A 25,396-nucleotide genomic window follows, 5' to 3' on the forward strand; every position below is an offset into this window, starting at 1 on the left:
CAAGCGCCATCTTCGCCGGTCGTGCATGCCCCCGCCCCGGCACAACCGCCTTCAGCCGATCTCCGCAGCTCACCCGACAGGTTCGCGGGGAAGGCTCATCTCGGTCGCCAGCAGGAAGCCGAGGTGTGTGCGATTGCGGGCGCCCAGCTGTGCCATGAGTTTGGCGATGTGCTGGCGACACGTCCGTTCGCTGATGCCCAAGTGACGGGCGATGGCGGCGTCTTTGTCCTCACGCAGCAAGAGGCGGGCGATGGCACGCTGCATGTCCGAGACGATGAGCTTTTGCCGACGGGACTCGTACGCCGAGGCATAGGGGATCGCGGTGCGCCAGGCGGCCTCGAACGTGCTCACCATGAAGGCGACCACCTCCGGGTGGCGGACCAGCAGGGCGGCCGAGCCGTCGCCGGCCTGGATGAAGGCTGTGCGGTGGTCGAAGACGATGAGACGCGGGAAGAGGGTGTTGAGGGTGCGGATCTCGGCGCCCGCCTGGGTGAGGCGTTCCGCGTAGGACTCGGTCGCCGGGCTGAACCGGGCGCTGTGCTGGTAGATCGTGCGCATCCGCACACCCCGGGCCAGTAGCTCGGAGTCCCTGGCCAGTGCCTCGTTGAGAACCTCGACGGGGCGGGGGCCGCCGGGCTGGGCAGTCAGCAGGTCCGATTCGCAGTCCGTGGCCGCCTTGTCCAGCATCACGTTGACGTCCGCGGCGTCGAGCAACAGGAAGTCCGGGTCCCCGCCCTGTTCATCCGCGGCCGCCGCGTCGTACACCTCGCGCAGGGCGGCGAACTCGACGGTCGCCGCGTCGATATGGTCCTGCACCGCTTGCAGTTGGTGGCGAAGCGGGCCGAGCGTGCGGGCCTCCGCCACCTGGGGGGTGCACCAGTCGTAGGCGCCGGGCCGGCCTTCTGCCGGCTGCAGCAGATTGAGCGCCCGCAGCCGCTCGAAGACGGTGTCGGCGGCGGCGGGGGGCAACCCGAGGAGCCCGCCCAACTCGTGTGGTGTCGCACCATTCTGACGCAGCGCCGCTTCGTACATCCGCTGCATGCCAGGGGTGAGCGAACGAGGTTCGCTATCGCCATTTACCTGATGTTTGTCAGTCATTTGTCTTGCCCTCATATTCCGTCATTTCCTGTTCATGATCCATCACGGCTGTGGTGTCCGCTCCAGGTCGGCGCAATGATCGAAACCAGGCCGGGCGACGGGGAAGACGCACCAAGGACCGGCCTCGACCATGCAGTGCAGACAAACGGGGCGGAAAACGACATGGACAAGATCACGCGCTGGATACTCCTGTGCACCGCCGCGGTCGCGGTGACCGCCGGCTCGCAGTCGGTTGCGGCGCACCGGTCCGGCGGAGCCGGGGTGGACAGCGGCCGGGGGGTCGGCATCAGCGCGGCGGCCCAGGACACCGGCTGGGGATGAGTCGGCCGGGCACTCACCGTGCCCCGTGCCACCGATGACCTCTCCCGAACGAAAGTTGTAGCAATGGACGCGAAAGCCCTCCTGCTGCTGGTCCGTGTGGGCTGTCTGCGCGAGCAGGCCCTGACCTCCTGGACAGCCCGGACGGATTTCGGACTGGCGGTGGCGGAGAGCGCCACCGCCGCCTACCTCAGGCTGGCGGACCAGCAGATCCCGCTCTCCCTGGAACGCCCTGAGGACGAGGTGTACGAAGCCTGCCGCGCCGCTCTGGCCGCCGCGCCGGGGAAGAAAGGCGTGATCGGCTTCCTCGACTCGACCCTGCCCCTTGTGGCGCGGCTCGCCGAGGAGTTCGGCCTGCCGGGCTGCTCACCACAGACCCTCCAGGCACTCACCGACAAGACCTGGGCACGTGAGCGCTTCGCCGAATCCGGGGTGCCGGGCCCGCGGTTCCGGGTACTCGACGCGGCGGCGGCCGCCCCGGACCGGCGGATGGCGGTCGACGGTCTCACCTATCCGCTCATCATCAAGCCCGCCGATTCCTCAGCGGGGCGGGGAGTGGTACGAGCCGGGAACGCGCAGGAACTGGACGCGGCCTGGGATGCCGCGGCGCCGTTCACCAAGACCGGCAGTCTCCTCGCCGAGGAGGAGCTGATCGGCGAGGAGATCAGTGTCGAGACGGTCACCGTCGACGGCCGCACGGTGGTCCTGGCCTGCACGGAGAAGCTCAGCACCCGAGGTGACGCGTTCGTCGAGCTCGGCCAGGCGATGCCGGCCCGACTCGGCGGAGCGCTGGATGCCGAGGTACGCGAAACCGCGGCCGCCGCGCTGAAAGCCGTCGGCTACGACCACGGCATCGCGCACACGGAGATGATCCTGACCACCGACGGCCCCCGGATCATCGAGGTCAACCCCCGGCCCGCCGGTGACTGCATCCTGGACCTCGTCCGGCTCACCAGCGCGGTGGACGTCTACGGCATCGCCGCGGATCTCGCCCTCGGCCGGCCGGTCGACCTCGACGCACTCGACCGGACCGCCTTCACGGGCGGCGCGGCGATCCGCTTCCTGACGGGTGAGCCCGGCGTCGTACGCCGTATCGACGGCGTCGCCGAGGCAGCCGCCCTGCTCGACCCCGCCCGCGAGCGGCTGGTGTTGCTGACCAGGACCGGCGATGTCGTCGAACCGGTCACCACCAATCTGCACCGTCTCGGCTATGTCATCACGGTGGGCGAAGACACGGCGGCCGCGGTCGATCGGGCCGACAGCATCGCCGCGTTGATCTCCATCGAGACGTCCCCGGCCGCCTCCGACGAACAGCCCGCCCGCCGCCTGCCCAGTTCAGAGTGCTGGACCTGATGGCCGGCAGCATCCCGACAAGGACTTCCATGCAATCCCCCGATTCCTACTGGATCGCCACCGGCCCGGACTGGACCGGAAACGGCGCGGCACTGCCCAAACGCACCGGCGTCTGTGTGCTCGGTGCCGGCGTGATGGGCTCGACCCTTGCCTACTGGCTCTCCAGGGCCGGGCTGCGGCCGCTTGTGCTGGAGCGCAACCCCGGCCCGGCGATGGGCTCTTCGGGCCGCAACGCCGGCCGGCTGATCCAGGGCGGCAATGCCCAGCATGCCCTCGCGATCGAGAAGTTCGGCCACGCCGAGGCGCTCGCCGTCTACCGTGCCACCCTCGTCAACCGGGACCTGGTGCGCGAAGTCATCGCGCGTGAGGGGCTGGAGGCCACCCGTTTCCCGACGGCCAAGCTCGACCTCGCCGTCAGCGAGGACGAGGCCCTCGAACTCAAGCGCACCGCCGAGGCCCTGCGGGCGGACGGCATCGCGGCCGAGTGGCTGGACCTTCCCGCCTCGCGCGAGGTGTTCGGCACCGACCTCCCGGACACCATCATCGGCGGGCTCTACCGGCCGGACCAGGACGCGGTTCATTCGGTCGCGTATGTACGCGGAATGGCGGCGGCCGCGGAGCGCGGCGGCGCGGAGTTTGCGTGCGGCGTCACCGTGACATCCGTGGAGCCCGCCACCGGAAGCGGCTGGCTTGTCACCACCGACGCGGGCCATGTGCTCGCGGACCACGTGGTCGTCGCCCTCAACGCCTGGACGCCCCGGCTGCTGCCGGAGCTCGCCCCGGTCATCACCCCCGTGCGAGGGCAGCTCGTCCAGACCGCGCCGGTGCCCTTCCGTATCCCGCAGTGGGGACTCGACCGCGGTCTCGTGTACGGCGGGCAGGCCCCGGACGGCTCGCTGCTCCTCGGCGGTCTGCGTAACACCGTCCCGGGCCGCGACGAGGGCGTCGAACTGCCGGAAGGCAGCAATACGCCCGCTTTCTCGCCCGAATTGGCCGGCCGGTTGGCCGAGGCACTTCCCTCGCTGCTGCCCGAGGCCACGGGCGTACCGGTGGTCAGGGCGTGGAGCGGAGTCATGGCCTTCACCCCGGACCGCTGCCCGCTGGTCGGTGCCTGGCCGGGCGCCGACGGCCTCTGGGTGATGGCCGCGTTCAACGGCCATGGAATGCCGTATTCGCAGGTCATGCCGGAACAATTGGCGGAGCGGATCCGCGGTGGCCGGGGCGACGGCATCCCCGCCGCGTTCGATCCCGCCCGCTTCCTCTGAGCTGGAGCAACCATGTCACAGCCAACAGCTCTTTCCCCGGCCACCGAGGCCGGGTCCTGGGACCCCGCCCGACACAGTGGCGCCCCTCTTCTGGTGATCGGCGCGGGCCCCAAGGCCATTGCCCTTGCCGTGAAGTCGAGTGTGCTCCGCGCCGCCGGGTTCGACGTCCCCGAGGTCGTCGCGGTCGAACGGGACTGTACGGCCGCCAACTGGCGCGAGGGGCGCGGCTGGACCAACGGCCGACAGCTGCTCGGCACCCTGCCCGAGAAGGACCTCGGCTTTCCGTACGACTGCGCCACCTGGGGGGACAGCCAGGATCCGGTCACGGGCGAGATAGCCCGCCGGATGGCCGGCTTCAGCTGGGCGGGTCATCTGCTCGCCCGGGGCGTGTACGCGCGCTGGATAGACCGCGGTCGGCCTCAGCCGAGCCACCGTGAGTGGGCCGACTATCTGGAGTGGGCGGCGGCCCGGGCGAATCTGAGGTCCGTCACCGGGGAGGTGCGGCGCGCCGAACTGGCGGACGGCGGCTGGAAGCTCACCGTCGTCGACGGCACGGCCCGCACCGCCGTTCACGGCTGTGGCCTGCTGGTCTCCGGACCCGGCCCGAGCGCGGGTACCGTGCCCGCCGACGGCACCCGGGTGCTGGACACCGCGGGCTTCTGGAAGCTCGCCGTGGCGGGGCTGCCGGACTGGGCACAGACCGTGGTCGTCATCGGCGCCGGCGAGACCGCCGGCACCATCGTGCGGGAGCTCGCCATCGGCATGGACCGCGAGGTCACCGTCGTCGCTCCCCGGGCCACGCTCTACAGCCGCGGCGAGAGCCCCTTCGAGAACCGCTACTACAGCGACCCCACCGGCTGGACCCGGCTCTCCGAGGCGGACCGGCAGGAGTTCATCCGGCGTACCGACCGTGCCGTCTTCTCACAGCAGGTGCAGAGTGACCTCGCGCTGACGACCAAGGTCTCCTGGGAGCCCGGCCGCGTCGTCGGTACGCGTCGCGCCGACAACGACATCGCGGTGGAGATCGCGTACGGCGGGCAGCAGCGTATCCGCCACGCCGACCTGGTCATCGACGCCACCGGCGGCGACCCGCTGTGGTTCACCAGGGTGCTCGGACCCCGCGCCGAGGCCGCTCTGCGTGCCGGACTCGGCGGGTCCGTGACCCGCGAGCGTCTCGAGCGGGCCATCGGTACCTCACTCGCGGTCACTGGCCTGCCCGCACCGCTCCATCTGCCGAACCTCGCAGCCCTCGCGCAGGGCCCCGGGTTCCCCAACCTGAGTTCTCTCGGGCTCCTCTCGGACCGAGTGCTGGCTGCCTATGTCCCCCACATCCGCCCCGAAGCCGGCACGGCGGGCGCGGCGCGGACAGGCGCAGGCCTGCCCGACCACACCGCCGTCCCCGCCGTGAACCAAGGAGCAGCGCACCGATGACCCGACACGCACCGACGAGCGACCCCGCGCTGGACGTCGACTTCGTCCAGTTGCTCTTCACCGATGTGGCCGGACGTCTCAAGACCCTGGAGGTCCCGTCCGCCCGCTGGGCCGAGGTACGCGACAGCGGCTGGACGCTCGACGGGGCCGTACTGCTCGGCCACGGAGACCCCGAGCACAGTGATCTGCGCCTGGTCCCCGACCCGTCGACCTTTGTGCACCGGCCCTGGACCACCCCCTCCGGGCGCACCGTGGGAATGGTCTTCTGCGACATCCTGGATACCTCGGGCCGGCCGTTCGCGGCCGATCCCCGCGCGGTGCTACGGCGGGCGGTCGAGGCGTCCGAGGCCCGCGGGCAGCGTCCCGTCTTCGGCGTCGAGGCCGAGTTCTACCTGCTGCGCCGGGGCGCCCCCGGCACCGCGGGGGACCCGGCCGACAGCGCCGGCTACTGGGATCTGAGCGTCGACGAACAGGCCGACGAGGTCTGCCGGGACATCAGTGAAGCGCTGGGACTGATGGGCTTCACCGTCGACGGACACCACCACGAGGTGTGCCCCGGGCAGCGCGAACTCGTCTTCCGGCACGGCGACGCGCTGACCACGGCGGACCGGCTGCTGCTGCTCAAGCACACCGCCCGCGTCATGGCCCGCCGCCGCGACATGTCCGCGGTCTTCATGCCCAAGCCGCTCGCCCACCTGTACGGCAACGCCCTGCACGTTCACGTCTCGCTGGACGGCACCGGAGCGGAGAGCGGACCCCTGTTCCACGACGCCGCCGACCCGAACGGCATGTCCGCGCTCTTCCACGACTCGCTCGCCGGCGTGCTGGAACACGCGCCGGCGCTGACGGCCCTGGGCAACCCGACCGTCAACTCCTACAAGCGGCTCGTCCCCGCCTCGGGGACTCCGGTCCACGCCAGCTGGGCCAGGCGCAACCGGTCCACCGCATTCAAGGTCGCGGGCGACACCGCGGTGCCCCGCTCGCTGCGGCTGGAGCTGCGCAGCCCCGACCCCGCGGCCAATCCCCACCTGCTCTTCGCGGGGGTGCTTGCCGCGTTCGCCGACGGCCAGGACCGGGGCCTGAAGCTGCCCGACGCATGCGAGGAGCCGGCCGACACGCTGGCCCCGGAGGCCCTCGCGGCCCGCGGCATCACCTCGCTGCCGACGGACCTCCCCTCTGCCCTGAGGGCCCTGGAGGAGGACGCCACGGTCCGCAGCGCCCTGGGCGACCTCGTCGCCCACGCCGTCACCCTCAACTCCCGGGCGGACTGGGCCTCGTGGCACAGCCTCATCACCCCCTGGGAGACGGAGCGGTACGCAGAGACCGTATGACCGCGACCAGTCACCCGCACACTCACCTCCGAGGAACCACCATGCACGTCACTGCCGAGAGCACCGAAGGTCCCGTCAGGGTTCCCTCCCCCGACCACCGGTGGACCGCACTGTTCTTCATCACCGAGCCGGGCATCGGCGAGGTACTCCCCGAACTGGCCGGCTGCACGACCGGTCTGTGTTCCGTACGCGACGATGCCGCACGGTTCGCACGCGCGGATGTCCGGGTGCTGGGAGTCAGCGCGCATGCGCCGGGCCACCTGGCCGAGTTCGCGAAATCCCGTGACCTGGGCTATCCGCTCGTGGGCGACGGGGAGCTCACACTGGGCCGGGCCGTGGGTGTGCCCGAGGTGAAGGCGGGCGACCGCACCTTGTTCAGCCGGGCCGCGGTCGTCCTCGACCGGACGGGCGTCGTACGGGCCGTGCTGCACCCGGTGCCGGAGCCCGAGCGCCACGCGGCGCTCGTCCTGGAGACGGTGGCGCAGCTCGAAGCCGACGAGGCCGGCCGTGCCTGACAAGACGGCCGCGCGGGGCGGGCGTATCCGGGCCTGGCTGCCGGCTCCCGGCGCACCCCGCGCACTCGCCCTGTCCACCTTCGTCGGCCAGACCGGCAGCGGCCTCTTCCTCCCGGTCAGTGCGCTGTTCTTCACCCGCTCCGTGGGGCTGGCACCGTCCCAGGTCGGGCTGGGTCTCGCGATCGCCGGACTGATCGGGCTGAGCGCCGCCGTACCGATGGGACGGATCGCGGACCGGTTCGGCCCCAGAGGCACGTACGCGGTCACCCTGCTCGGCCAGGCCGTGGCCACCGCTTCTTTCACCCTGGTGCACTCCTTGTGGGCGTTCGTCGTGGTCAGTACGGTCGCGGCCCTCGCGGAACGCGGAGGCAGCGCCGCCCGCGGGGCTGTCATCGGGGGTGTGGGGACCGGCGAGGCGCGGGTGAGACTGCGGGCCCTGCTCAAGTCGGTGACCAACGCCGGCCTCAGTATCGGCGCCGCACTTGCCGCACTCGCCCTGGCCGCCGATTCGCGCTCCGCCTATCTGACGGTCGTCTTCGTCAACGCCGCGACCTATGTATGCGCCGCGGTGCCCCTGCTGTGGGTGCCGCCGGTCGAAGCCGCAGGCAGCGGCCCGACCGCGCCCGGGCGCCGCGCGGTGCTGCGCAACCGCCCGTACACCCTGGTGACCGCACTGTGCGGGATCACCAGCATCCATTACGACGTGCTGTCCCTCGCTCTGCCGCTGTGGATCGCCGGGCACAGCAACGCCCCGAAATGGAGCATCTCCGCCGTCATCATGGCCAACACCGTCCTGGTGGTCCTGCTCCAGGTCCCGTTCTCCCGGGGCACGGGCGACAGGGCGGCCGCCGCCGCGGCGGTGCGCCGCTCGGGCTGGGTGCTGTGGGCAGGCTGGGCAGTGATCGCCTGTGCCGCCTTCGCCGGCTCCCCGGCCCTGGCGTTCGCGCTGCTCGTCGCGGGCATGGTGCTGCACACCGCCGGCGAGCTGTGGCACTCGGCTGGCAGCTATGGGCTCAGTTACGAACTCGCCCCGGCCGGCTCGCACGGCGAGTACCAGGGCTTCTTCTCGCTCGGCCGCGGGGCCACCGCGGCGCTGGCCCCCTTGGTGGTCACCACCGTCTGCCTTGCCGAAGGCCCGGACTGGCGGCCCGTCACCGGCTGGCTGCTGCTCGGTCTCGTCGTCGCGGCGGCGGCCGCCGCCGTACCTTCAGCCACCCGCTGGGCGGAGCACGCCGACACCGACCGACACGCCGACGCCCCGGACCGTACCTCCGTCCGCCTTCCCGTGCAGGAGTCAGCATGACCACGTTCGTGTCCTCTCCGCCCGCGCCCACGCCCGCGCCGACCGGAGCGCGGCAGCCCCCGGACGCTCCGGACCCCCGTGGTCCGGCGGTCCTGGTCCTGGGCGGCGGCACCCGGCTGCCGAGGGCTCTGCGCGGACACGGCATGTACGTCGTCTACGGCGGTACTCCCGACGAGTTCACCTCCGCGCACCACGAGGCCTGCGACGAGGCGTGGCTCCTCGCCGACGGCTCCGAGGACAACTGGGTTCGCAGGGCGGTGGCTCTGCACCAGGTGGCCCCGTTCCGGCGCGTGGTCACCGTGCGGGAGCGGTTCCTGACCGCCGCAGCCCGGATCGGCGATGCACTCGGTCTCGGAGGGAACCCGCTCGACACCGTACTGACGCTGAAGGACAAATTCCTGATGCGGCAGAGCTTCGACGGCCTGGTGGACGGGGGCGCGGTACAAGCACGGCTGATGCACACCCCTGGAGATGTGGACGCGTTCGTGGCCCGGGTCGGTCTGCCCGTCGTGCTCAAGCCGCGTGATGGATCCGGCAGTGAGGACATCGCCGTTGTCCGCGACACGGACGGCATCCGAGCCGCGCGGCAGCGAGTCCGCGCCCGGCCGGAGGCGCTGCTCGCCGAGGAGTTCCTGAGCGGGCCGGAGTTCAGCATCGAGACGTTCACGCACGGGGGCCGCCACCAGCTCCTCGCCGTCACCGAGAAGTTCACGGGCGACAACGCCGTCGAGATCGGCCATGTCATACCCGCACGAATCAGCGCGGACGATCGCACCGCACTCGAGGAGACGACCTGCCGCTTCCTCGACGCGGTGGGTCTCACCGAAGGCCCTGCCCACACCGAGATCATCCTCACCGCGTCCGGTCCCCGCGTCGTCGAATCGCACAATCGGCCAGGTGGCGACGGCATCGTCGACCTTGTCCGACACGTCCACGGCGTCGACATCCGGGATCTCCTCGCAGCCCAGACAGCGGGCGTCGCGCTCCCCGCGGCGAGCGAACCGGCCGGCGCCGCCGCGACCTGGTTCCTGACCGCCGCCCCGGGCATCGCCACCGAGGTGTCCGGCTGGGAAGCGGCTGCCGGCCGGCCGGGAGTCGTGGCCGTGTCGCCCGGCACCCGGGCGGGAGACACCGTGACCCCGCTGCGCGGGTCCGGTGACCGGTGCGGCTCGGTGACCGCGGTGGCCGGGACGCCCGACGAGGCTCTCGACCGCGCCCGCGGCGCACTCGCCCTGGTCACCATCCGTACCGACGCTGTCCTTCGGGACCAGCAGAACCCTGAGAGCCGAGAAAGCCGATGACCACTGCCGCCCGCACCGCCCCCGTCGGCGTCCGCAACTCCCTGACCGAGCGCTATCTCGGCTCGTCCGCCGGTATCTCCGCGGTCTGGCCCGACGCTCCCGACCAGGCCCGTCTCAACCTGGTGCGCGAAGCGCTGGAGGACCGGTTCCTGACTCGCCCGGGCTTTTTGGAGGCCGCCGAGGTGGCGCGCCTCGAAAGGGATCTGAACGGCATGATGGATCTGCTGTTCTCTCTGCCCGCCCGGCTCTTCGGCGACGACGTCCATGCTTTCGCCGCCGCTGTGGGGCTGCGGCCCGAGCAGGCACGGATCGCTCTGCGTACCCCGCTTCAGGAGCCGGCCCGGATCGGTCGCGCGGATCTCTACCACGACGGCACGAACTTCCGGCTGCTGGAGTTCAACCTCAGCAGCGCTCTTGGCGGCACGCAGATTCCCGAACTCAACCGGCTCCTGCTGGAGGACGAGAATCTGGCCGACTTCGCGGCGGCGGAAGGCCTGACGTTCCCCGACACCCTTGCCGCGGTCGCCGGAGTCATCCTCGAGGCGGCCCAGAACGCCGGACACCGTGGTGCCGCCCCCCGCGTCGCACTCATGGACTGGCCGAGCGGGTATCTCAAGACGGAACCGGAGATCCGCGTCCTGGCCGGGCTGCTGGAGCGGTACGGCATCGAGGCCATCCCCTGCCACACCGGCCAGGTCCGGGAGACCGGTGGCCGGATCACGATCGACGGCGACGGCCGCCCCGTCGAGATCGTCTACCGCTTCTTCACGCTCGGCGAGCTGACCGCCGACACCGCGTCCATCACGCGGGCCGAGGAACTGCTGGATGCTTTCGCTCGGTGCGGTACGCCAGTGCTGTCACCCCTGCGCACTTCCATGCACGGCAACAAGCGGGCGCTGTCCATGCTCTGGGAGGACCGGTGTCAGCAGACGTACGACGCTGCCGAGAGGGACCTGGTGGAGCGATTCCTGCCCTGGACACACGCGTTGCGGCCCGGTACCGCCCTGATACGCGGCGAGGAGACGGATCTTGCCTCGTACTGTCTACGAAACCGTCGTGACCTCGTGCTGAAGCCCTCGCACGGCCTCGGCGGCGCCGGCACCGTTCTCGGCCGAAGCGTGTCCGAGGGGGAGTGGGCCGACGCCCTGTCCCGGGCGGGCGACCGGTACATCGTCCAGGAACTCGTCACTCCGCAACCCGAGTTGTTCCCCGCCACAGACACCGGGGAGCTCTCCCCCTGGGTCGTCAACTGGGGCGCCTTCCTTCTCGGGCGGCAGTACGCCGGATCCTTCCTCCGGGCCCTGCCCGCCGATCGCGCCGACGTGATCTCGTACGACAACAAGGCACACGTCAGCTGCGCCTTCCAGGCCACCGACGTCTGAGCTCCCGGCCCGGGCCGCGCCTCCGCAAGCACAGCGGCTGCGCGGCCCGATGGCGCGGCCGGAAGGTACCCGGTCCCCGGGTGTGGCCCCGCGCGGTCAGGCCGGCGGCGTCTTCTCCGGCGGGCGGACGGTGACCTTTCCCGAGGCCAGGTCTATCGGGCCGCGGCTCGGATCGTTGTCGCCCACGTCGGTCCTGGTCAGTGCGAGCCGGTTGTGTTCCTCCTCGGTGTGCTTGCGGCCCGGCGCGAAGAACTCCTCGAAGACGTTGAACACAAACTGTTCACCCCTTACTTCACCTCCAGCCGGAGGATCTTGTCGTCCCCCGGCTCGGGTGTGCCCCGGGTGTCCGTCTCGCTGGTGACGAGCCAGACCTTGTCGCCGCCCGCCGACAGGACCGTGCGCAGGCGGCCGTACTTCCCTATGAGGAACGACTGGGGCTCGGCCGAGGGTTCCGCGCCCGCCAGGGGGATCCGCCAGAGCCGCTCGCCCTTCAGGGCCGCCATCCAGATCGATCCCTCGGCGTAGGCGATGCCGCTCGGCGAGGCGTCGGCCGTCTTCCACTGAGCCACCGGGTCGACGAACCCGGGCTTGCCGGCTTTGCCCTCCGCCTCGGGCCAGCCGTAGTTCTTGCCGGGCTCGATCAGATTCAGCTCGTCCCAGGTGTTCTGCCCGAACTCCGCCGCCCACAGACGCTTGTCGGCGTCCCAGGCAAGCCCCTGCACATTGCGGTGACCGTAGGAGTAGACGATGGAGTCGGCCTCCGGATTGCCGTGCACCGGCCGGCCGTCCGGTGTCATCCGCAGGATCTTGCCGCCCAGCGACTTCTTGTCCTGTGCGAGTCCGGTGTCACCCGTCTCGCCCGTGCCCGCGTAGAGCATCTTGTCCGGACCGAAAGCGATCCGCCCGCCGTTGTGCACGACGCCCTTCGGGATGCCCCGCAACACCGTGTCCGGCGCGCCCAGTTGCTGCCCGGCCGGCTTCCTCTCGTCGTACAGCATGCGGGCGATGCGGTTGTCCGACTCGGTGGTGAAGTACGCGTACACCTGACGGTCCGAGGCGAACGACGGCGAGATGGCCAGGCCCAGCAGACCGCCCTCGCCTCCCGGCGCGACCCCCGGCACCGAGCCGATCACGGTCTGCTTGCCGCTCTCCGCGTCGACCCGGGTGATCGTCCCCTCGTCCCGCGACGCGACCAGCAGATCGCCGTCCGGAAGCGCGGCCACACCCCACGGCGACTTCAGCCCCTCGGTAAGCGTGGACAACACCTTCACCGAGCCCTTCGCGGGAGGCCCTTGGGGACTTGGTGAGCCGCCCGAGGCGGAGCCGGAGGGTGCCCCGGTGGCGGGCGTCGTCCCCTTCCGGCCGGCCGGCGTCGTGTCCTCACCGGACGAGCACCCGGCCGAGAGGAGAAGCACGGCAGCGGCCAGTACGGCCGTCACAGCAGGACGTTGCACAGTTCTGATCCTTTCCACGGCTGCTCGAGCTGTCTGATCGACGGCTGCCTGATCGACGGCTGCCCGAGCTGTCCGGCCGACTGCCTGACTACTGTTCTTACACCGCGGCGACCGTTCAGGTTCCCGATCTTCCGAGAAGAAATCCGGAGAAGGAATCGCGGCACGATCTTCCGAGGAGAAGCGAGGTGCGCGCCCTCACTCCCAGGAACCCAGCGCCGACGGCAGCCCCGCTATCTCCGCCAGGTCGTAAGCCGTCAGCTCCAGCTCCGCCGCGCGCGCGTTCTCCACCGCCCACTCCGCGTGCTTCGCCCCCGGCACCGCCACCACACTTCGCCCCCGCCCCAGCACCCACGCCAGCGCCACCTGCGCCGGAGTCGTCCCCGGACCGTGCCGCTCCGCGATCCGCCGCAGCCCCGCCACCACCGGCTGGTTCGCCGCCATCATCTCTGCCGTGAACCGCGGATGCCGCGCCCGCACATCGTCCGGCTCGAAGCCCTGCCCCGGCGTCAGCGTCCCCGTGAGGAACCCGTTCCCCAGCGGCATCGCCGCCAGGAACCCCACTCCGCGCGCCTCGCACCACGGCAGCAGCCGCTCCAGCGCCTCCGGCGACCACACGGACAGCTCTGCCTGCACGGCGCTCACCGGGAACACCTGCTGCACCCGTTCCAGCTGTCGGATTGTTCCCTCGTGCAGATGCGCTCCGGAGCGACGCGAGGCGCGCGCCCCCACCGCGCACATCCCCAGTGCCCGCACCTTCCCGGCTCTCACCAGCTCCGCCATCGCGCCCCAGGTCTCCTCGACCGGTACTTCCGGATCCGCCCGGTGCAGCTGATAGAGGTCGATCACATCGGTCTGCAGCCGGCGCAGCGAGGCGTCGCAGGCCCGCTTCACATACCCGGGCCGTCCATTGGCGACCACATGCTGGTCGCCGACGAGCAGTCCGACCTTCGTCGAAACGAACACCTCCGCGCGCCGCTCCTTCAGCACCCTGCCGAGCAGCAGCTCATTGGTGAAGGGCCCGTACATGTCGGCCGTGTCCAGCAGGCTCGAGCCGGCGTCGAGCGCGGCGTGCACCGTGCGCAGCGACCGGTCCCCACGCTGCTGAGAGCCGCTGTACGCCCAGCTCATCGGCATGCAGCCGAGCCCGATAGCGCCCGCTACGAGGGCCGTCGCACCGATTGTCCTGCGCTCCAACTGCCCGTACCCCTCCCTTGCCGCTGACCAAACTAACGAATGCGGAGCGCCGCACTTCGCATAGCCTCCTGACCATGACTGCAGACGTGTGGCTCCCGATTCCGGCCGACGAGATCGAAGGACTGCCCGCCCCCTCGGACTCGGGCCTGAACTACCGCTTCTGGGACGGTGGTCCGGACTTTCCCGCCGATCCCGCCGACTGTGTCTTCTACGCCGTCCCCTACATGAAGGGCACGGAGGTCGCGGTCCGTCCGCTGGCCGCGATGACGTCAGTACGCGTCGTCCAGACCCTCTCCGCCGGAATCGACCATGTGGAGCCCGGACTCGGCTCGCTGCCCGCCGGCGTACGCCTGTGCAATGCCAAGGGCGTGCACGAAGCCTCCACCGCCGAGCTCACCCTCACCCTGATCCTCGCCTCCCTGCGCGGCGTCCCCGGATTCGTACGGGGCCAGGACAAGGAGGAATGGCGGTCCGGTTTCTATCCGGCGCTCGCCGACAAGTCGGTGCTCATCGTCGGCTACGGATCGATCGGCGCCGCCATCGAGGACCGGCTCGCACCCTTCGAATGCGCGCGGGTGGCGCGCGTCGCGCGCTCTGCCCGCGCCACGGAGCGCGGGGAAGTGCGCGCACTCACCGAGCTGCCCGCCCTGCTCCCCGAGGCGGACGTCGTGATCCTCTCCACTCCGCTCACCGAGCAGACGCGCGGCCTGGTGAATGCCGAGTTCCTGGCCCGCATGAAGGACGGATCGCTGCTGGTGAACGTCGCCCGAGGCCAAGTCGTCGACACGAAGGCGCTGCTCGCCGAGGTCGACAGCGGGCGCATCACCGCAGCCCTCGACGTCACCGACCCGGAGCCGCTGCCCGCGGGCCACCCGCTCTGGCACATCCCCGGTGTCCTCATCAGCCCCCATGTGGGCGGCTCCACCTCGGCGTTCATGCCGCGTGCCAAGCGGCTGCTCGCCGCTCAGCTCACCCGGTTCGCCGCCGGGGAGCAGGTGCGGAACGTGGTGCTCACGACCGGGTAATGAACCTCCCGCCCGCGCGCCGCGTGCACTCTATGAAGTCACTCGGATGCGCCGCGTGCCGATAGCCCTTCTGGTCGTCACGGAGAGTAGAGGGACTATGTCCCTGAGTGACGAGACTGGTGTATCGTCCCGACCGGGGGGCTACACCGGGCAAGGGGCGGTGCAGCAACGCGACCTGACTGTCGATCAGACTTCGAGGGGGGCGACGGGCGATGTACGGCCAACGGGCGAACCATCCGACGCGGCGGGGCCGCCGCAGACAACCCTCGTGCATTTCGAAGCGCAGGCCCGGTCCGATGACGGTCGCACCGGACGCGGCGCCCCGCGGGACGACGCCGCTTCGCGGAGCGGCCCGGTGAGCGCCCTGAGCGCGCTCATGGCCCGGCAGTCGGTCGCGGGCGGCGGAGACAGCACCAGGCTGGCCTCCAAGCTTGTCCTGGCAGCCATCTGCGCCGGCTACGGCGTCGGTGCCGCCTTCGGCTGGGGCTCGCACGAACTGGCCCTGGTCATGGGCGACTTCGGCCTGAGCGCCGCCGCCCTGATCGCGGCCGTCTCCTGCCTCCTCTACGCCCGTGCGAGGCACAGCCGTTTCCGGCCCGCCTGGCTGCTGTTCGCGCTCTCCTCCGCCATGGCCGCCGGTGGCAACGCGATCTGGGGGTGGTACGAGGTCGTGCTGGACCGCGAGGTGCCGAGCCCCTGCATCGCCGACCTGTTCTTCCTCTGCTTCGCGCCGCCCGCCATCGTCGGCCTGCTCGTCCTCGCCAAGCGTCCGGTCACCAGGGCCGGCTGGGTCTGTCTCGCCCTGGACGCCTGGCTGATCGGCGGCTCACTGCTGACTCTCTCCTGGAGCCTCGCGCTCGCCCACACCGCGCACGTCCAGGGCGAGAGCGTGGCCCCGGCCGCGCTCGCACTCGCCTATCCGCTGCTGGACATCGTGCTGGTCAGCATGGTTCTCGCGCTGCACTTCCGGCGCTCGGCCACCAACCGCTCCGCCATCAACACCGCCATCGCCGCCCTCGCGCTGACCGTCCTGTGCGATGCCCTGTTCACCTCACCGCTGCTGCGGGAGAGCTACCGCTCGGGCCAGCTCCTCGACGCCGGCTGGTTCGCCGGTTCGCTGCTGCTCGCATACGCCCCCTGGGGCGCGCGCCGCACGGCCGAGACCGCGCGGCCCCAGCGTGGGCCGCGCCACCCGAGCCGCCCCGTCGCGGGCTCGCTCGCCGCCCTCACGCCGTATCTCGCCGCCGCCGTCTGCACCCTCGGCATCCTCTACAACGTGATCGAGGGCCGCCGCGTCGACCGGGTCGTCGTCCTCACCGGCTGCACCGTCGTGCTCGCGCTCGTTGTCCGGCAGGGCATCATGCTCCTCGACAACATCGCCCTGACCCATGAACTGGCGCAGAAGGAGAACCACTTCCGTTCGCTGGTGCAGGGCTCGAGCGACGTCATCATGATCGCCGCCCCGACCGGGATTCTGCGCTATGTCAGCCCCGCCGCCTCCGGTGTCTACGGCCGCGAGGCCGAGGATCTCATCGGTTCCGAGCTGGCATCGCTCATCCACCCCGAAGACCTCGGCCGTGTGGTTCTCGAGGTGCGCCGGTTTCTGGCCGCCAAGCCGGCCGAGGAGCCCACCACCCGGATCGAGTGCCGCTTCAAATCGGGCACCGGCGACTGGCTCAACGTGGAGTCCACGGTCAACCGCCACCAGGGCGGCCTGATCTTCAACAGCCGCGACGTCACCGAACGCGTCCGCCTCCAGGCACAGTTGCAGCACAACGCCGAGCACGACCCGCTCACGGACCTGCCCAACCGCGCCCTGTTCACCAAGCGGGTCCGCCAGGCCCTCACCGGCCGCCGTGCCGGAGATCAGGGCACGGCCGTGCTCTTCATCGACCTCGACGGCTTCAAGGGAGTCAACGACCGCCTCGGCCACCAGGCCGGCGACGAGCTGCTGATCCAGGCTGCCCGCCGCCTCCAGGATTCGGTACGGGCCGGGGACACCGCGGCCCGCCTCGGCGGCGACGAGTTCGCCGCTCTCATCGTCGGCGACGGCACCCGCGACCAGTCCGCCCGCGAGTTCCAGGTCCGTGAGATCGCCGACCGGCTTCGGCTCACCCTCTCCCAGCCGTACCGCCTCGACGGCAACGACGTACGCGTGGCCGCCTCCATCGGGGTGGCCTTCGCGGAGCCCGCCACCACCCCCACCGACCTGATGCGCAACGCCGACCTCGCCATGTACCGCGCCAAGGCCGCCGGCAAGGACCGCGTCGAGCTGTACGCGCCACAGATGCAGGCCGAGGTGGTGCGCCGTACGGAACTGGACGCCCGGCTCCGCAGCGCCTTGCACGAAGGCGAATTCGCGCTGCTCCACCAGCCCGTGGTGAGCCTGACCACCGGCCGGATCGACGCCGTCGCGGCGCAGGCCCGCTGGCGCTCCGCCCAGGGCATCCTTTTCACCCCCGCCGAGTTCCTGCGGGTCGCCGAGGACACGGACCGCACGGCCGAGCTCGGCCGCTGGCTGCTCGAGGAGGCCGTGGAGCAGGCCGCGGAGCGCGGCAACCTCGGCCATCGGGTTCCCGTATCGGTCCGTATGTCGGCCCGCCGCCTGCTGGACAAGTCCCTGCCGCTCGGCTCCATCGAGGCTCTCCTCATCCGGCATGGGCTGCCCTCGGGCGCGCTGGTCATCGAGCTCGCCGACAGCGATCCGCGGATCTCCTTCGACGATCTTGAGCTGCGGCTCGTCTCGCTGCGCAGACTCGGCGTACGGATCGCGCTGGACGGCTTCGGCAGTGGGTACGCGGCCATCAACGCACTGCGCCGCCTCCCCGTGGACGTACTGAAACTGGACAGAGGTCTGGTGGAGGGCGTCGTCGAGTCCGCCCGGCTGCACAAGATCACCGCCGGGCTGCTGCGGATCGCCTGTGACCTCGGTATGCAGTCCGTGGCCGACGGTGTCGATGTGCCGGAGCAGGTGCTGGCCCTGCGCGCGATGGGCTGTACGCACGGCCAGGGCATGGCTTTCTCCGGGCCGCTGGACGAGTACCGGCTGCGCCGTGCGCTGGTGCGCGACGAGTTCCCGGTGCCCGGTGGGATCGCTCTGCCGGTGCTCACGGGCGGCGCGTTCACCGCCCGTAATGGCTCAAATAATGAGACGCGCGTCCCACCCACTTGACAGTGACAGCGCGCCGGGGGGAGGGTCATTGCCATGCGCACCCGAATTCTCGTACTTGAAAAGCGCGTCGGCTGAGCAGAGCCATGAAGGCCCTGCAGACCCCTCCCGACGCGCTCCCCTCGCTTGCCTCACGGCACGAGGGGTTTTTTGTTGCACCGGAACATCTCAAACCCTCGCAAAAACCCTCAGCTTCGAGAAGAGAATGCCGATGACCGAGCAGGCCACCGGGGCCCACCATCCGCAGCCGCGGGCCCGAAGCGGCGGACCGACATCCGCCACCGTTGAGCACGTCACGGGCGCGCAGTCCCTCATCCGTTCTCTCGAGGAAGTGGGGGCCGACACGGTATTCGGCATCCCCGGCGGCGCCATCCTCCCCGCGTACGACCCGATGATGGACTCCAGCAAGGTCCGTCACATCCTGGTCCGCCACGAGCAGGGCGCCGGCCACGCCGCGACCGGATACGCGCAGGCCACCGGCAAGGTCGGCGTGTGTATGGCCACGTCGGGCCCCGGCGCCACCAACCTGGTCACCCCGATCGCCGACGCGCATATGGACTCGGTCCCGCTGGTCGCGATCACCGGCCAGGTCTCCTCCAAGGCGATCGGCACCGACGCCTTCCAGGAGGCGGACATCGTCGGCATCACCATGCCGATCACCAAGCACAACTTCCTGGTCACCAAGGCCGAGGACATCCCGCGGACCATCGCCGAGGCCTTCCACATCGCCTCGACGGGACGCCCCGGCCCGGTCCTGGTCGACATCGCCAAGGACGCCCTCCAGGCGCGGACCACCTTCAGCTGGCCGCCGCAGCAGGACCTGCCCGGCTACCGGCCGGTGACCAAGCCGCACGCCAAGCAGATCCGCGAGGCCGCCAAGCTGATCACCCAGGCCAGGCGCCCCGTGCTGTACGTCGGCGGCGGCGTCCTCAAGTCCCGCGCCACCGCCGAGCTGAAGGTCCTCGCAGAGCTCACCGGCGCCCCCGTCACCACCACCCTGATGGCGCTGGGCGCGTTCCCCGACAGCCACCCGCTGCACGTGGGAATGCCGGGCATGCACGGTGCGGTCACCGCCGTCACCGCGCTGCAGAAGGCCGACCTGATCGTCGCCCTCGGAGCCCGCTTCGACGACCGCGTCACCGGCAAGCTGGACAGTTTCGCCCCGTACGCCAAGATCGTCCACGCCGATATCGACCCGGCCGAGATCGGCAAGAACCGCACCGCGGACGTCCCGATCGTCGGCGACGCCCGCGAGGTCATCGCCGACCTGGTCCAGGCCGTCCAGGCCGAGTACAGCGAGGGCCACACCGGCGACTACACCGCCTGGTGGAGCGATCTCAACCGCTGGCGCGAGACCTACCCGCTCGGCTATGAGCAGCCGAACGACGGCAGTCTCTCCCCGCAGCAGGTCATCCAGCGCATCGGCGAGCTCGCCGACCCCGACACCATCTACGCGGCGGGCGTCGGCCAGCACCAGATGTGGGCCGCCCACTTCATCAACTACGAGCGGCCGGCCACCTGGCTGAACTCCGGCGGCGCCGGGACGATGGGGTACGCGGTCCCGGCCGCGATGGGCGCCAAGGCCGGTCAGCCGGACCGGATGGTCTGGGCGATCGACGGCGACGGCTGCTTCCAGATGACCAATCAGGAGCTCACCACCTGCGCGCTGAACAACATCCCGATCAAGGTCGCGATCATCAACAACGGCGCGCTCGGGATGGTCCGCCAGTGGCAGACCCTCTTCTACAACCAGCGCTACTCCAACACAGTGCTGCACTCGGGTCCCGAGGACGGCATCGCGGTGGAGGGCAAGTCCAGCGGCGGCACCCGCGTTCCCGACTTCGTCAAGCTGTCCGAGGCGATGGGCTGCTACGCACTGCGCTGCGAGTCCCCGGACGACCTTGACAAGGTCATCGCCGAGGCGAACGCCGTCAACGACCGCCCCGTCGTGATCGATTTCATCGTCCACGAGGACGCCCAGGTCTGGCCGATGGTCGCCGCGGGCACCTCCAACGACGAGGTCATGGCCGCGCGTGGCGTCCGCCCCGACTTCGGCGACAACGAAGACGACTGAGCCGAGAGTCCGAGAGAGAAGACCGAGAGAGACCGACACATGTCCAAGCACACGCTCTCCGTCCTGGTCGAGAACACCCCAGGCATCCTCGCCAGGATCGCCGCGCTGTTCTCCCGCCGCGGCTTCAACATCGACTCGCTCGCCGTCGGTGTCACCGAGCACCCCGACATCTCCCGCATCACCATCGTGGTCAATGTCGAGGACCTGCCGCTGGAACAGGTGACCAAGCAGCTCAACAAGCTGGTCAACGTTCTGAAGATCGTCGAGCTCGAGCCGGGCGCCGCGATCCAGCGCGAGCTCGTCCTGGTGAAGGTCCGCGCCGACAACGAGACCCGCTCCCAGATCGTCGAGATCGTCCAGCTGTTCCGCGCCAAGACCGTGGACGTCTCGCCCGAGGCGGTCACGATCGAGGCCACCGGTTCGAGTGACAAGCTCGAGGCGATGCTCAAGATGCTCGAGCAGTTCGGCATCAAGGAGCTCGTCCAGTCCGGGACGATCGCCATAGGGCGCGGCGCCCGGTCCATCACGGACCGGTCCCTGCGCGCCCTCGACCGCAGCGCCTGACCGGAACCGGCCAGGGCCGTGCTCGCATAGCGAGACTTGAAGGCTTCCGCACCCCGTCCCGCCGTACGGTGGGAAGCAAACAGCGTCATTCCAAGACGTGCACACCAAGGAGATATCCCAGTGGCCGAGCTGTTCTACGACGACGACGCCGACCTGTCCATCATCCAGAACCGCAAGGTCGCGGTCATCGGTTACGGCAGCCAGGGTCACGCCCACGCGCTGTCGCTCCGTGACTCGGGTGTCGACGTCCGGGTCGGTCTGCACGAGGGCTCCAAGTCCAAGGCGAAGGCCGAGGAGCAGGGCCTGCGTGTGGTGACTCCCGCCGAGGCCGCCGCCGAGGCCGATGTCATCATGATCCTGGTGCCGGACCCGATCCAGGCCCAGGTCTACGAGGAGTCCATCAAGGACAACCTGAAGGACGGCGACGCGCTGTTCTTCGGCCACGGACTCAACATCCGCTACGGCTTCATCAAGCCGCCGGCCGGCGTCGACGTCGCCATGGTCGCCCCGAAGGGCCCGGGCCACCTGGTCCGCCGCCAGTACGAGGAGGGCCGCGGCGTTCCGTGTATCGCCGCCGTCGAGCAGGACGCCACCGGCAAGGGCTTCGAGCTGGCGCTCTCGTACGCCAAGGGCATCGGCGGCACCCGCGCCGGCGTCATCAAGACGACCTTCACCGAGGAGACCGAGACCGACCTGTTCGGTGAGCAGGCGGTCCTCTGCGGTGGTGCGTCCGCGCTGGTCAAGGCGGGCTTCGAGACCCTGACCGAAGCCGGCTACCAGCCGGAGATCGCCTATTTCGAGTGCCTCCACGAGCTGAAGCTGATCGTGGACCTGATGTACGAGGGCGGCCTGGAGAAGATGCGCTGGTCGGTCTCCGAGACCGCCGAGTGGGGCGACTACATCACCGGTCCCCGCATCATCACGGACCAGACCAAGGCCGAGATGAAGAAGGTTCTCGCGGAGATCCAGGACGGCACCTTCGCCAAGAACTGGATGGACGAGTACCACGGCGGTCTGAAGAAGTACAACGAGTACAAGAAGCAGGACGAGAACCACCTGCTGGAGACCACGGGCAAGGAGCTCCGCAAGCTCATGAGCTGGGTCGACAACGACGAGGCGTAGGCCTGACGGCGGGGCCGGGACGAGCGAGTCCCGGCCCTCTGCCACTGTGTCCGGCCGCGCTCCTGCGCTTCTCCACTCTGTCCAGCCACGGACGGGTGATCCTGCCTTCAAGGCGCAAGACGCACCTTGTGGCACCACTACACTTCTCAAGACATACGCGTCAGGCCCACAGTGTCGTGCGTCTTCCACGCGGCTAGCCCCCTCCACCGCCTGCGGCCGTCGGGACGGCCGTCCGCAATGGACTAGTGAGGACTCACGTGAGCTCGAAACCTGTCGTACTCATCGCTGAAGAGCTGTCGCCCGCCACCGTCGACGCGCTGGGCCCGGACTTCGAGATCCGGCACTGCAACGGCGCCGACCGTGCAGAGCTGCTCCCGGCCATCGCCGATGTCGACGCGATCCTGGTCCGCAGCGCCACCAAGGTCGACGCGGAAGCCATCGCCCTCGCGAAGAAGCTGCGGGTCGTCGCCCGCGCCGGCGTCGGCCTCGACAATGTCGATGTCTCCGCCGCCACCAAGGCCGGCGTGATGGTCGTCAACGCGCCGACCTCCAACATCGTCACCGCCGCCGAGCTCGCCTGCGGTCTGCTGGTCGCCACCGCGCGTAATATCCCGCAGGCCAACACCGCTCTCAAGAACGGCGAGTGGAAGCGGTCCAAGTACACCGGCGTGGAGCTGAGCGAGAAGATCCTCGGCGTCGTCGGTCTCGGCCGGATCGGCGTCCTGGTCGCGCAGCGGATGTCGGCCTTCGGCATGAAGATCGTCGCCTACGACCCCTATGTGCAGCCTGCGCGCGCCGCGCAGATGGGCGTCAGGCTGCTCTCGCTCGACGAGCTGCTCGAGGTCTCGGACTTCATCACCGTGCATCTGCCGAAGACCCCGGAGACGCTGGGGCTGATCGGCGACGAGGCGCTGCACAAGGTCCAGCCGCACGTCCGTATCGTCAACGCCGCGCGCGGCGGGATCGTCGACGAGGATGCGCTGGCCTCCGCGCTCAAGGAGGGCCGGGTCGCCGGAGCGGGCCTCGACGTGTACGCGAAGGAGCCCTGCACGGACTCCCCGCTCTTCCAGTTCGACCAGGTCGTCTGCACCCCGCACCTCGGCGCGTCGACGGACGAGGCGCAGGAGAAGGCGGGCATCTCGGTCGCCCGTTCCGTACGCCTCGCGCTCGCCGGTGAGCTGGTACCCGACGCGGTCAACGTCCAGGGCGGAGTCATCGCCGAGGACGTGCGCCCGGGTCTGCCGCTCGCCGAGAAGCTCGGCCGGATCTTCACCGCGCTGGCGGGCGAGGTCGCGGTCCGCCTCGACGTCGAGGTGTACGGCGAGATCACCCAGCACGATGTGAAGGTGCTCGAGCTGTCCGCGCTCAAGGGCGTGTTCGAGGATGTCGTCGACGAGACCGTGTCGTATGTCAACGCCCCGCTGTTCGCGCAGGAGCGCGGTGTCGAGGTCCGGCTGACGACGAGCTCGGAGTCCCCGGACCACCGCAATGTCGTCACCGTCCGCGGCACGCTCTCGGGCGGCGAGGAGGTCGCGGTCTCCGGCACACTGGCCGGCCCCAAGCACCTCCAGAAGATCGTCGCGATCGGCGACCACGACATCGACCTGGCGCTCGCCGACCACATGGTCGTCCTGCGGTACGACGACCGTCCCGGTGTCGTCGGCACGGTCGGCCGGATCCTCGGCGAGGCCGGACTGAACATCGCGGGCATGCAGGTCTCGCGCGCGGAGGAGGGCGGCGAGGCGCTCGTCGTGCTGACCGTTGACGACACGGTGCCGCAGTCGGTGCTGTCGGAGATCGCGGACGAGATCGGCGCGGCGTCGGCCCGCACGGTGAACCTCAACAGCTGAGACCGGCGGAATACGTCAGAGGGCCCGGCCCGCCGCGATCACGCGGCGGGCCGGGCCCTTTGTGTGTGTACGGTCAGCTCGCCGTGACCGGTTCCGGCGCCGGCTCCCCGGCGGGCGCCGGCTCCTCGTCCGTGGATGTCCTGCGCAGCAGGGCGGCGGCGAGAACAGCGGCTGCGACCAGCAGCACCGCACCGCCCACGGCGGCGAACTGCATACCGTGGACGAAGGCCTCGCGCGCGGCGTCCAGCAATGCTTCCCCGGGCCGGCCGGGGAGTCGTCCGGCGACCACGGCCGCGCCGCCGAGCGTCTCGCGGACCGAGTCGAGGGAGTCGGCCGGCAGCCCCGTGGGGGCGGAGCCGGCGATGTCGTGGCGGTAGACAGCGGTGCCGAGGCTGCCCAGGACCGCCATCCCGAGCGCTCCGCCGAACTCTTGCCCGGTCTCCAGCAGTGCGGCGGCGGAACCGGCCTTCTCGGCGGGGGCGCCGGCCAGAGCCATGTCCGAGACCAGTGCCATCACGGTGACGATGCCGCAGCCGATGACGGCCGCGCCGGCCAGCAGGATCCACAGGGAGTCCGTACCGGTCAGGCTGAGCAGTGCGTAGCCGGCCGCGGCGGCGACGAAACCGCCGGCGATGACATACGCCCGGTCGGTCCTCCGGGCGAGCGCGGTGCCGACCGGGGCGGCGGCGCCCACCGCGAGGGACGGGGCCAGGCTCCACAGCGCGGCCTCCATGGTGCCCATGCCGAGCACGGACTGCAGGTACTGGGTGGTGAAGTAGGCCGAGCCCATGATCGCGAAGGCGGCGATGGTGTTGAGCGCGATCCCGGAGCCGAAGACGCGGCCCTGGAAGAGGTCACGGCTGATCATCGCGTCGGGGCGGGTGCGCTGGCGGCGTACGAACAGCGCGCCGACGATCAGGCCGGCCGCGATGCACAGTGCCATGGCCGGGCTGAAGCCCTCGGCCGCGATCTCCTTGAGTCCGTACACGACCGGCAGGACGGCGCCCATCGACAGCGGCACGCTCAGCAGGTCGAAGCGGCCGGGGGCGGGGGCCTTGAACTCCGGTACCAGTACGGGCACCAGAACCAGCAGAAGCAGCATCGCGGGCACGTTGATCAGAAAGACCGAGCCCCACCAGAAGTGGTTCAGCATGACGCCGCTCATCACCGAACCGAGCGCGATTCCGCCGGCCATGGCCCCCGACCAGATGCCGATCGCCTGGCTGCGCTGCTTGTCGTCCTGGAACATGTTGCGGACCAGCGCCAACGTCGACGGCATCAGGGTGGCGCCGCCGATGCCGAGCAACGCCCGTGCGGCGATGAGCATTTCGGCGTTCTGTGCGTAGGCCGCACCGACGGAGGCGACGCCGAAGGCGGTGGCGCCGACCAGCAGGAGCCTGCGGCGTCCGATGCGGTCGCCGAGCGAGCCCATCGTGATGAGGAGCCCCGCGAGGGCGAAGGCATAGATGTCGAAGATCCATAGCTGCTGGGTGCTGCTCGGGTCCAGCTCGCGGGTGACTTGAGGGATGGCGAAGTAGAGGACGGAGACGTCCATCGAGACGAGGAGGAGCGGCAGCAGGAGGACGACGAAGGAAGTCCATTCCCGGCGGCCGGCGCGACGTGCGGTGGAGTTCGGCATGCCGAGAA

The 25,396-nt window shown here is 70.3% G+C and carries 20 protein-coding genes; 15 read left to right on the forward strand and 5 right to left on the reverse strand.

Annotated features, from left to right (window positions below):
* Nucleotides 1-69 precede the first annotated feature (69 nt).
* Nucleotides 70-1,041 (reverse strand): LuxR C-terminal-related transcriptional regulator, encoded by a 972-nt coding sequence (locus OG966_RS28545; protein WP_326652778.1) that lies wholly within the window; start codon nucleotides 1,039-1,041, stop codon nucleotides 70-72.
* Between the two features lie 219 nt (nucleotides 1,042-1,260).
* On the opposite strand from OG966_RS28545, the gene OG966_RS28550 reads away from it, so the two are divergent.
* The 9 genes from OG966_RS28550 to OG966_RS28590 all read left to right on the forward strand — a co-directional run bounded on the left by OG966_RS28550 (nucleotide 1,261) and on the right by OG966_RS28590 (nucleotide 11,297).
* Nucleotides 1,261-1,419, forward strand: coding sequence for a hypothetical protein (locus OG966_RS28550; RefSeq protein WP_326652779.1), 159 nt, complete (start codon nucleotides 1,261-1,263; stop codon nucleotides 1,417-1,419).
* Nucleotides 1,420-1,482: 63 nt separating this feature from the next.
* Complete coding sequence (locus tag OG966_RS28555; RefSeq protein ID WP_326652780.1) at nucleotides 1,483-2,769, forward strand: ATP-grasp domain-containing protein; 1,287 nt, start codon at nucleotides 1,483-1,485, stop codon at nucleotides 2,767-2,769.
* Between the two features lie 29 nt (nucleotides 2,770-2,798).
* Complete coding sequence (locus OG966_RS28560) at nucleotides 2,799-4,034, forward strand: NAD(P)/FAD-dependent oxidoreductase (protein WP_326652781.1); 1,236 nt, start codon at nucleotides 2,799-2,801, stop codon at nucleotides 4,032-4,034.
* 12 nt (nucleotides 4,035-4,046) lie between these two features.
* The gene (locus tag OG966_RS28565) at nucleotides 4,047-5,465 is read left to right on the forward strand and encodes a SidA/IucD/PvdA family monooxygenase (protein ID WP_326652782.1); all 1,419 of its coding nucleotides are present in this window, start codon (nucleotides 4,047-4,049) and stop codon (nucleotides 5,463-5,465) included.
* On the forward strand, nucleotides 5,462-6,796 hold the full coding sequence (locus tag OG966_RS28570) for a glutamine synthetase family protein (RefSeq protein ID WP_326652783.1): 1,335 nt from the start codon (nucleotides 5,462-5,464) through the stop codon (nucleotides 6,794-6,796). The genes OG966_RS28565 and OG966_RS28570 overlap by 4 nt, the downstream gene beginning before the upstream one ends.
* A gap of 41 nt (nucleotides 6,797-6,837) precedes the next feature.
* The gene (locus OG966_RS28575) at nucleotides 6,838-7,311 is read left to right on the forward strand and encodes a redoxin domain-containing protein (RefSeq protein WP_326652784.1); all 474 of its coding nucleotides are present in this window, start codon (nucleotides 6,838-6,840) and stop codon (nucleotides 7,309-7,311) included.
* The gene (locus tag OG966_RS28580) at nucleotides 7,304-8,614 is read left to right on the forward strand and encodes an MFS transporter (RefSeq protein WP_326652785.1); all 1,311 of its coding nucleotides are present in this window, start codon (nucleotides 7,304-7,306) and stop codon (nucleotides 8,612-8,614) included. The genes OG966_RS28575 and OG966_RS28580 overlap by 8 nt, the downstream gene beginning before the upstream one ends.
* Nucleotides 8,611-9,915 (forward strand): ATP-grasp domain-containing protein, encoded by a 1,305-nt coding sequence (locus OG966_RS28585; RefSeq protein ID WP_326652786.1) that lies wholly within the window; start codon nucleotides 8,611-8,613, stop codon nucleotides 9,913-9,915. The genes OG966_RS28580 and OG966_RS28585 overlap by 4 nt, the downstream gene beginning before the upstream one ends.
* Entirely contained in the window at nucleotides 9,912-11,297 is a 1,386-nt protein-coding gene (locus OG966_RS28590) for a hypothetical protein (protein ID WP_326652787.1), read from the forward strand. The genes OG966_RS28585 and OG966_RS28590 overlap by 4 nt, the downstream gene beginning before the upstream one ends.
* A gap of 96 nt (nucleotides 11,298-11,393) precedes the next feature.
* Here OG966_RS28590 and OG966_RS28595 read toward each other — a convergent pair whose 3' ends face one another.
* From OG966_RS28595 to OG966_RS28605, 3 genes are all read right to left on the reverse strand, one after another.
* Nucleotides 11,394-11,570, reverse strand: coding sequence for a DUF6191 domain-containing protein (locus OG966_RS28595; RefSeq protein WP_326652788.1), 177 nt, complete (start codon nucleotides 11,568-11,570; stop codon nucleotides 11,394-11,396).
* A gap of 14 nt (nucleotides 11,571-11,584) precedes the next feature.
* The gene (locus tag OG966_RS28600) at nucleotides 11,585-12,751 is read right to left on the reverse strand and encodes a PQQ-dependent sugar dehydrogenase (protein ID WP_406730995.1); all 1,167 of its coding nucleotides are present in this window, start codon (nucleotides 12,749-12,751) and stop codon (nucleotides 11,585-11,587) included.
* Between the two features lie 195 nt (nucleotides 12,752-12,946).
* A complete protein-coding gene (locus tag OG966_RS28605) occupies nucleotides 12,947-13,945 on the reverse strand; it encodes an aldo/keto reductase (RefSeq protein ID WP_326652789.1) in 999 nt (332 codons plus the stop codon).
* 74 nt (nucleotides 13,946-14,019) lie between these two features.
* Between OG966_RS28605 and OG966_RS28610 the strand changes: the two genes are divergently transcribed.
* From OG966_RS28610 to serA, 6 genes are all read left to right on the forward strand, one after another.
* Nucleotides 14,020-14,970, forward strand: coding sequence for a 2-hydroxyacid dehydrogenase (locus OG966_RS28610; protein WP_326652790.1), 951 nt, complete (start codon nucleotides 14,020-14,022; stop codon nucleotides 14,968-14,970).
* 355 nt (nucleotides 14,971-15,325) lie between these two features.
* Nucleotides 15,326-18,142, forward strand: a complete 2,817-nt coding sequence (locus tag OG966_RS28615; protein ID WP_326652791.1) for a putative bifunctional diguanylate cyclase/phosphodiesterase — start codon at nucleotides 15,326-15,328, stop codon at nucleotides 18,140-18,142.
* Nucleotides 18,143-18,344: 202 nt separating this feature from the next.
* Complete coding sequence (locus tag OG966_RS28620) at nucleotides 18,345-20,213, forward strand: acetolactate synthase large subunit (protein WP_326652792.1); 1,869 nt, start codon at nucleotides 18,345-18,347, stop codon at nucleotides 20,211-20,213.
* 39 nt (nucleotides 20,214-20,252) lie between these two features.
* On the forward strand, nucleotides 20,253-20,777 hold the full coding sequence (gene ilvN, locus OG966_RS28625; protein WP_071263920.1) for an acetolactate synthase small subunit: 525 nt from the start codon (nucleotides 20,253-20,255) through the stop codon (nucleotides 20,775-20,777).
* A gap of 120 nt (nucleotides 20,778-20,897) precedes the next feature.
* Nucleotides 20,898-21,899, forward strand: coding sequence for a ketol-acid reductoisomerase (gene ilvC / locus OG966_RS28630; RefSeq protein WP_326652793.1), 1,002 nt, complete (start codon nucleotides 20,898-20,900; stop codon nucleotides 21,897-21,899).
* Nucleotides 21,900-22,156: 257 nt separating this feature from the next.
* Nucleotides 22,157-23,749 (forward strand): phosphoglycerate dehydrogenase, encoded by a 1,593-nt coding sequence (serA, locus tag OG966_RS28635; protein ID WP_326652794.1) that lies wholly within the window; start codon nucleotides 22,157-22,159, stop codon nucleotides 23,747-23,749.
* Nucleotides 23,750-23,822: 73 nt separating this feature from the next.
* Here the strand turns inward: serA and OG966_RS28640 are convergent, their stop codons facing one another.
* On the reverse strand, nucleotides 23,823-25,388 hold the full coding sequence (locus OG966_RS28640) for an MFS transporter (protein ID WP_326652795.1): 1,566 nt from the start codon (nucleotides 25,386-25,388) through the stop codon (nucleotides 23,823-23,825).
* Nucleotides 25,389-25,396: the final 8 nt, after the last annotated feature.

Source organism: Streptomyces sp. NBC_01750 (assembly GCF_035918095.1).
GTDB lineage: Bacteria > Actinomycetota > Actinomycetes > Streptomycetales > Streptomycetaceae > Streptomyces.

Excerpts from the sequence above, each read along its gene's own strand:
- OG966_RS28560 (WP_326652781.1), top strand. The coding sequence starts at position 2,799 with ATGCAATCCCCCGATTCCTACTGGATCGCCACCGGCCCGGACTGGACC.
- OG966_RS28550 (WP_326652779.1), top strand. The coding sequence starts at position 1,261 with ATGGACAAGATCACGCGCTGGATACTCCTGTGCACCGCCGCGGTCGCG.
- OG966_RS28610 (WP_326652790.1), top strand. The coding sequence starts at position 14,020 with ATGACTGCAGACGTGTGGCTCCCGATTCCGGCCGACGAGATCGAAGGA.
- OG966_RS28640 (WP_326652795.1), bottom strand. The coding sequence starts at position 25,388 with ATGCCGAACTCCACCGCACGTCGCGCCGGCCGCCGGGAATGGACTTCC.
- OG966_RS28555 (WP_326652780.1), top strand. The coding sequence starts at position 1,483 with ATGGACGCGAAAGCCCTCCTGCTGCTGGTCCGTGTGGGCTGTCTGCGC.
- ilvN (WP_071263920.1), top strand. The coding sequence starts at position 20,253 with ATGTCCAAGCACACGCTCTCCGTCCTGGTCGAGAACACCCCAGGCATC.
- OG966_RS28565 (WP_326652782.1), top strand. The coding sequence starts at position 4,047 with ATGTCACAGCCAACAGCTCTTTCCCCGGCCACCGAGGCCGGGTCCTGG.
- OG966_RS28585 (WP_326652786.1), top strand. The coding sequence starts at position 8,611 with ATGACCACGTTCGTGTCCTCTCCGCCCGCGCCCACGCCCGCGCCGACC.
- OG966_RS28620 (WP_326652792.1), top strand. The coding sequence starts at position 18,345 with ATGCCGATGACCGAGCAGGCCACCGGGGCCCACCATCCGCAGCCGCGG.
- OG966_RS28590 (WP_326652787.1), top strand. The coding sequence starts at position 9,912 with ATGACCACTGCCGCCCGCACCGCCCCCGTCGGCGTCCGCAACTCCCTG.
- OG966_RS28545 (WP_326652778.1), bottom strand. The coding sequence starts at position 1,041 with ATGCAGCGGATGTACGAAGCGGCGCTGCGTCAGAATGGTGCGACACCA.
- OG966_RS28570 (WP_326652783.1), top strand. The coding sequence starts at position 5,462 with ATGACCCGACACGCACCGACGAGCGACCCCGCGCTGGACGTCGACTTC.
- OG966_RS28575 (WP_326652784.1), top strand. The coding sequence starts at position 6,838 with ATGCACGTCACTGCCGAGAGCACCGAAGGTCCCGTCAGGGTTCCCTCC.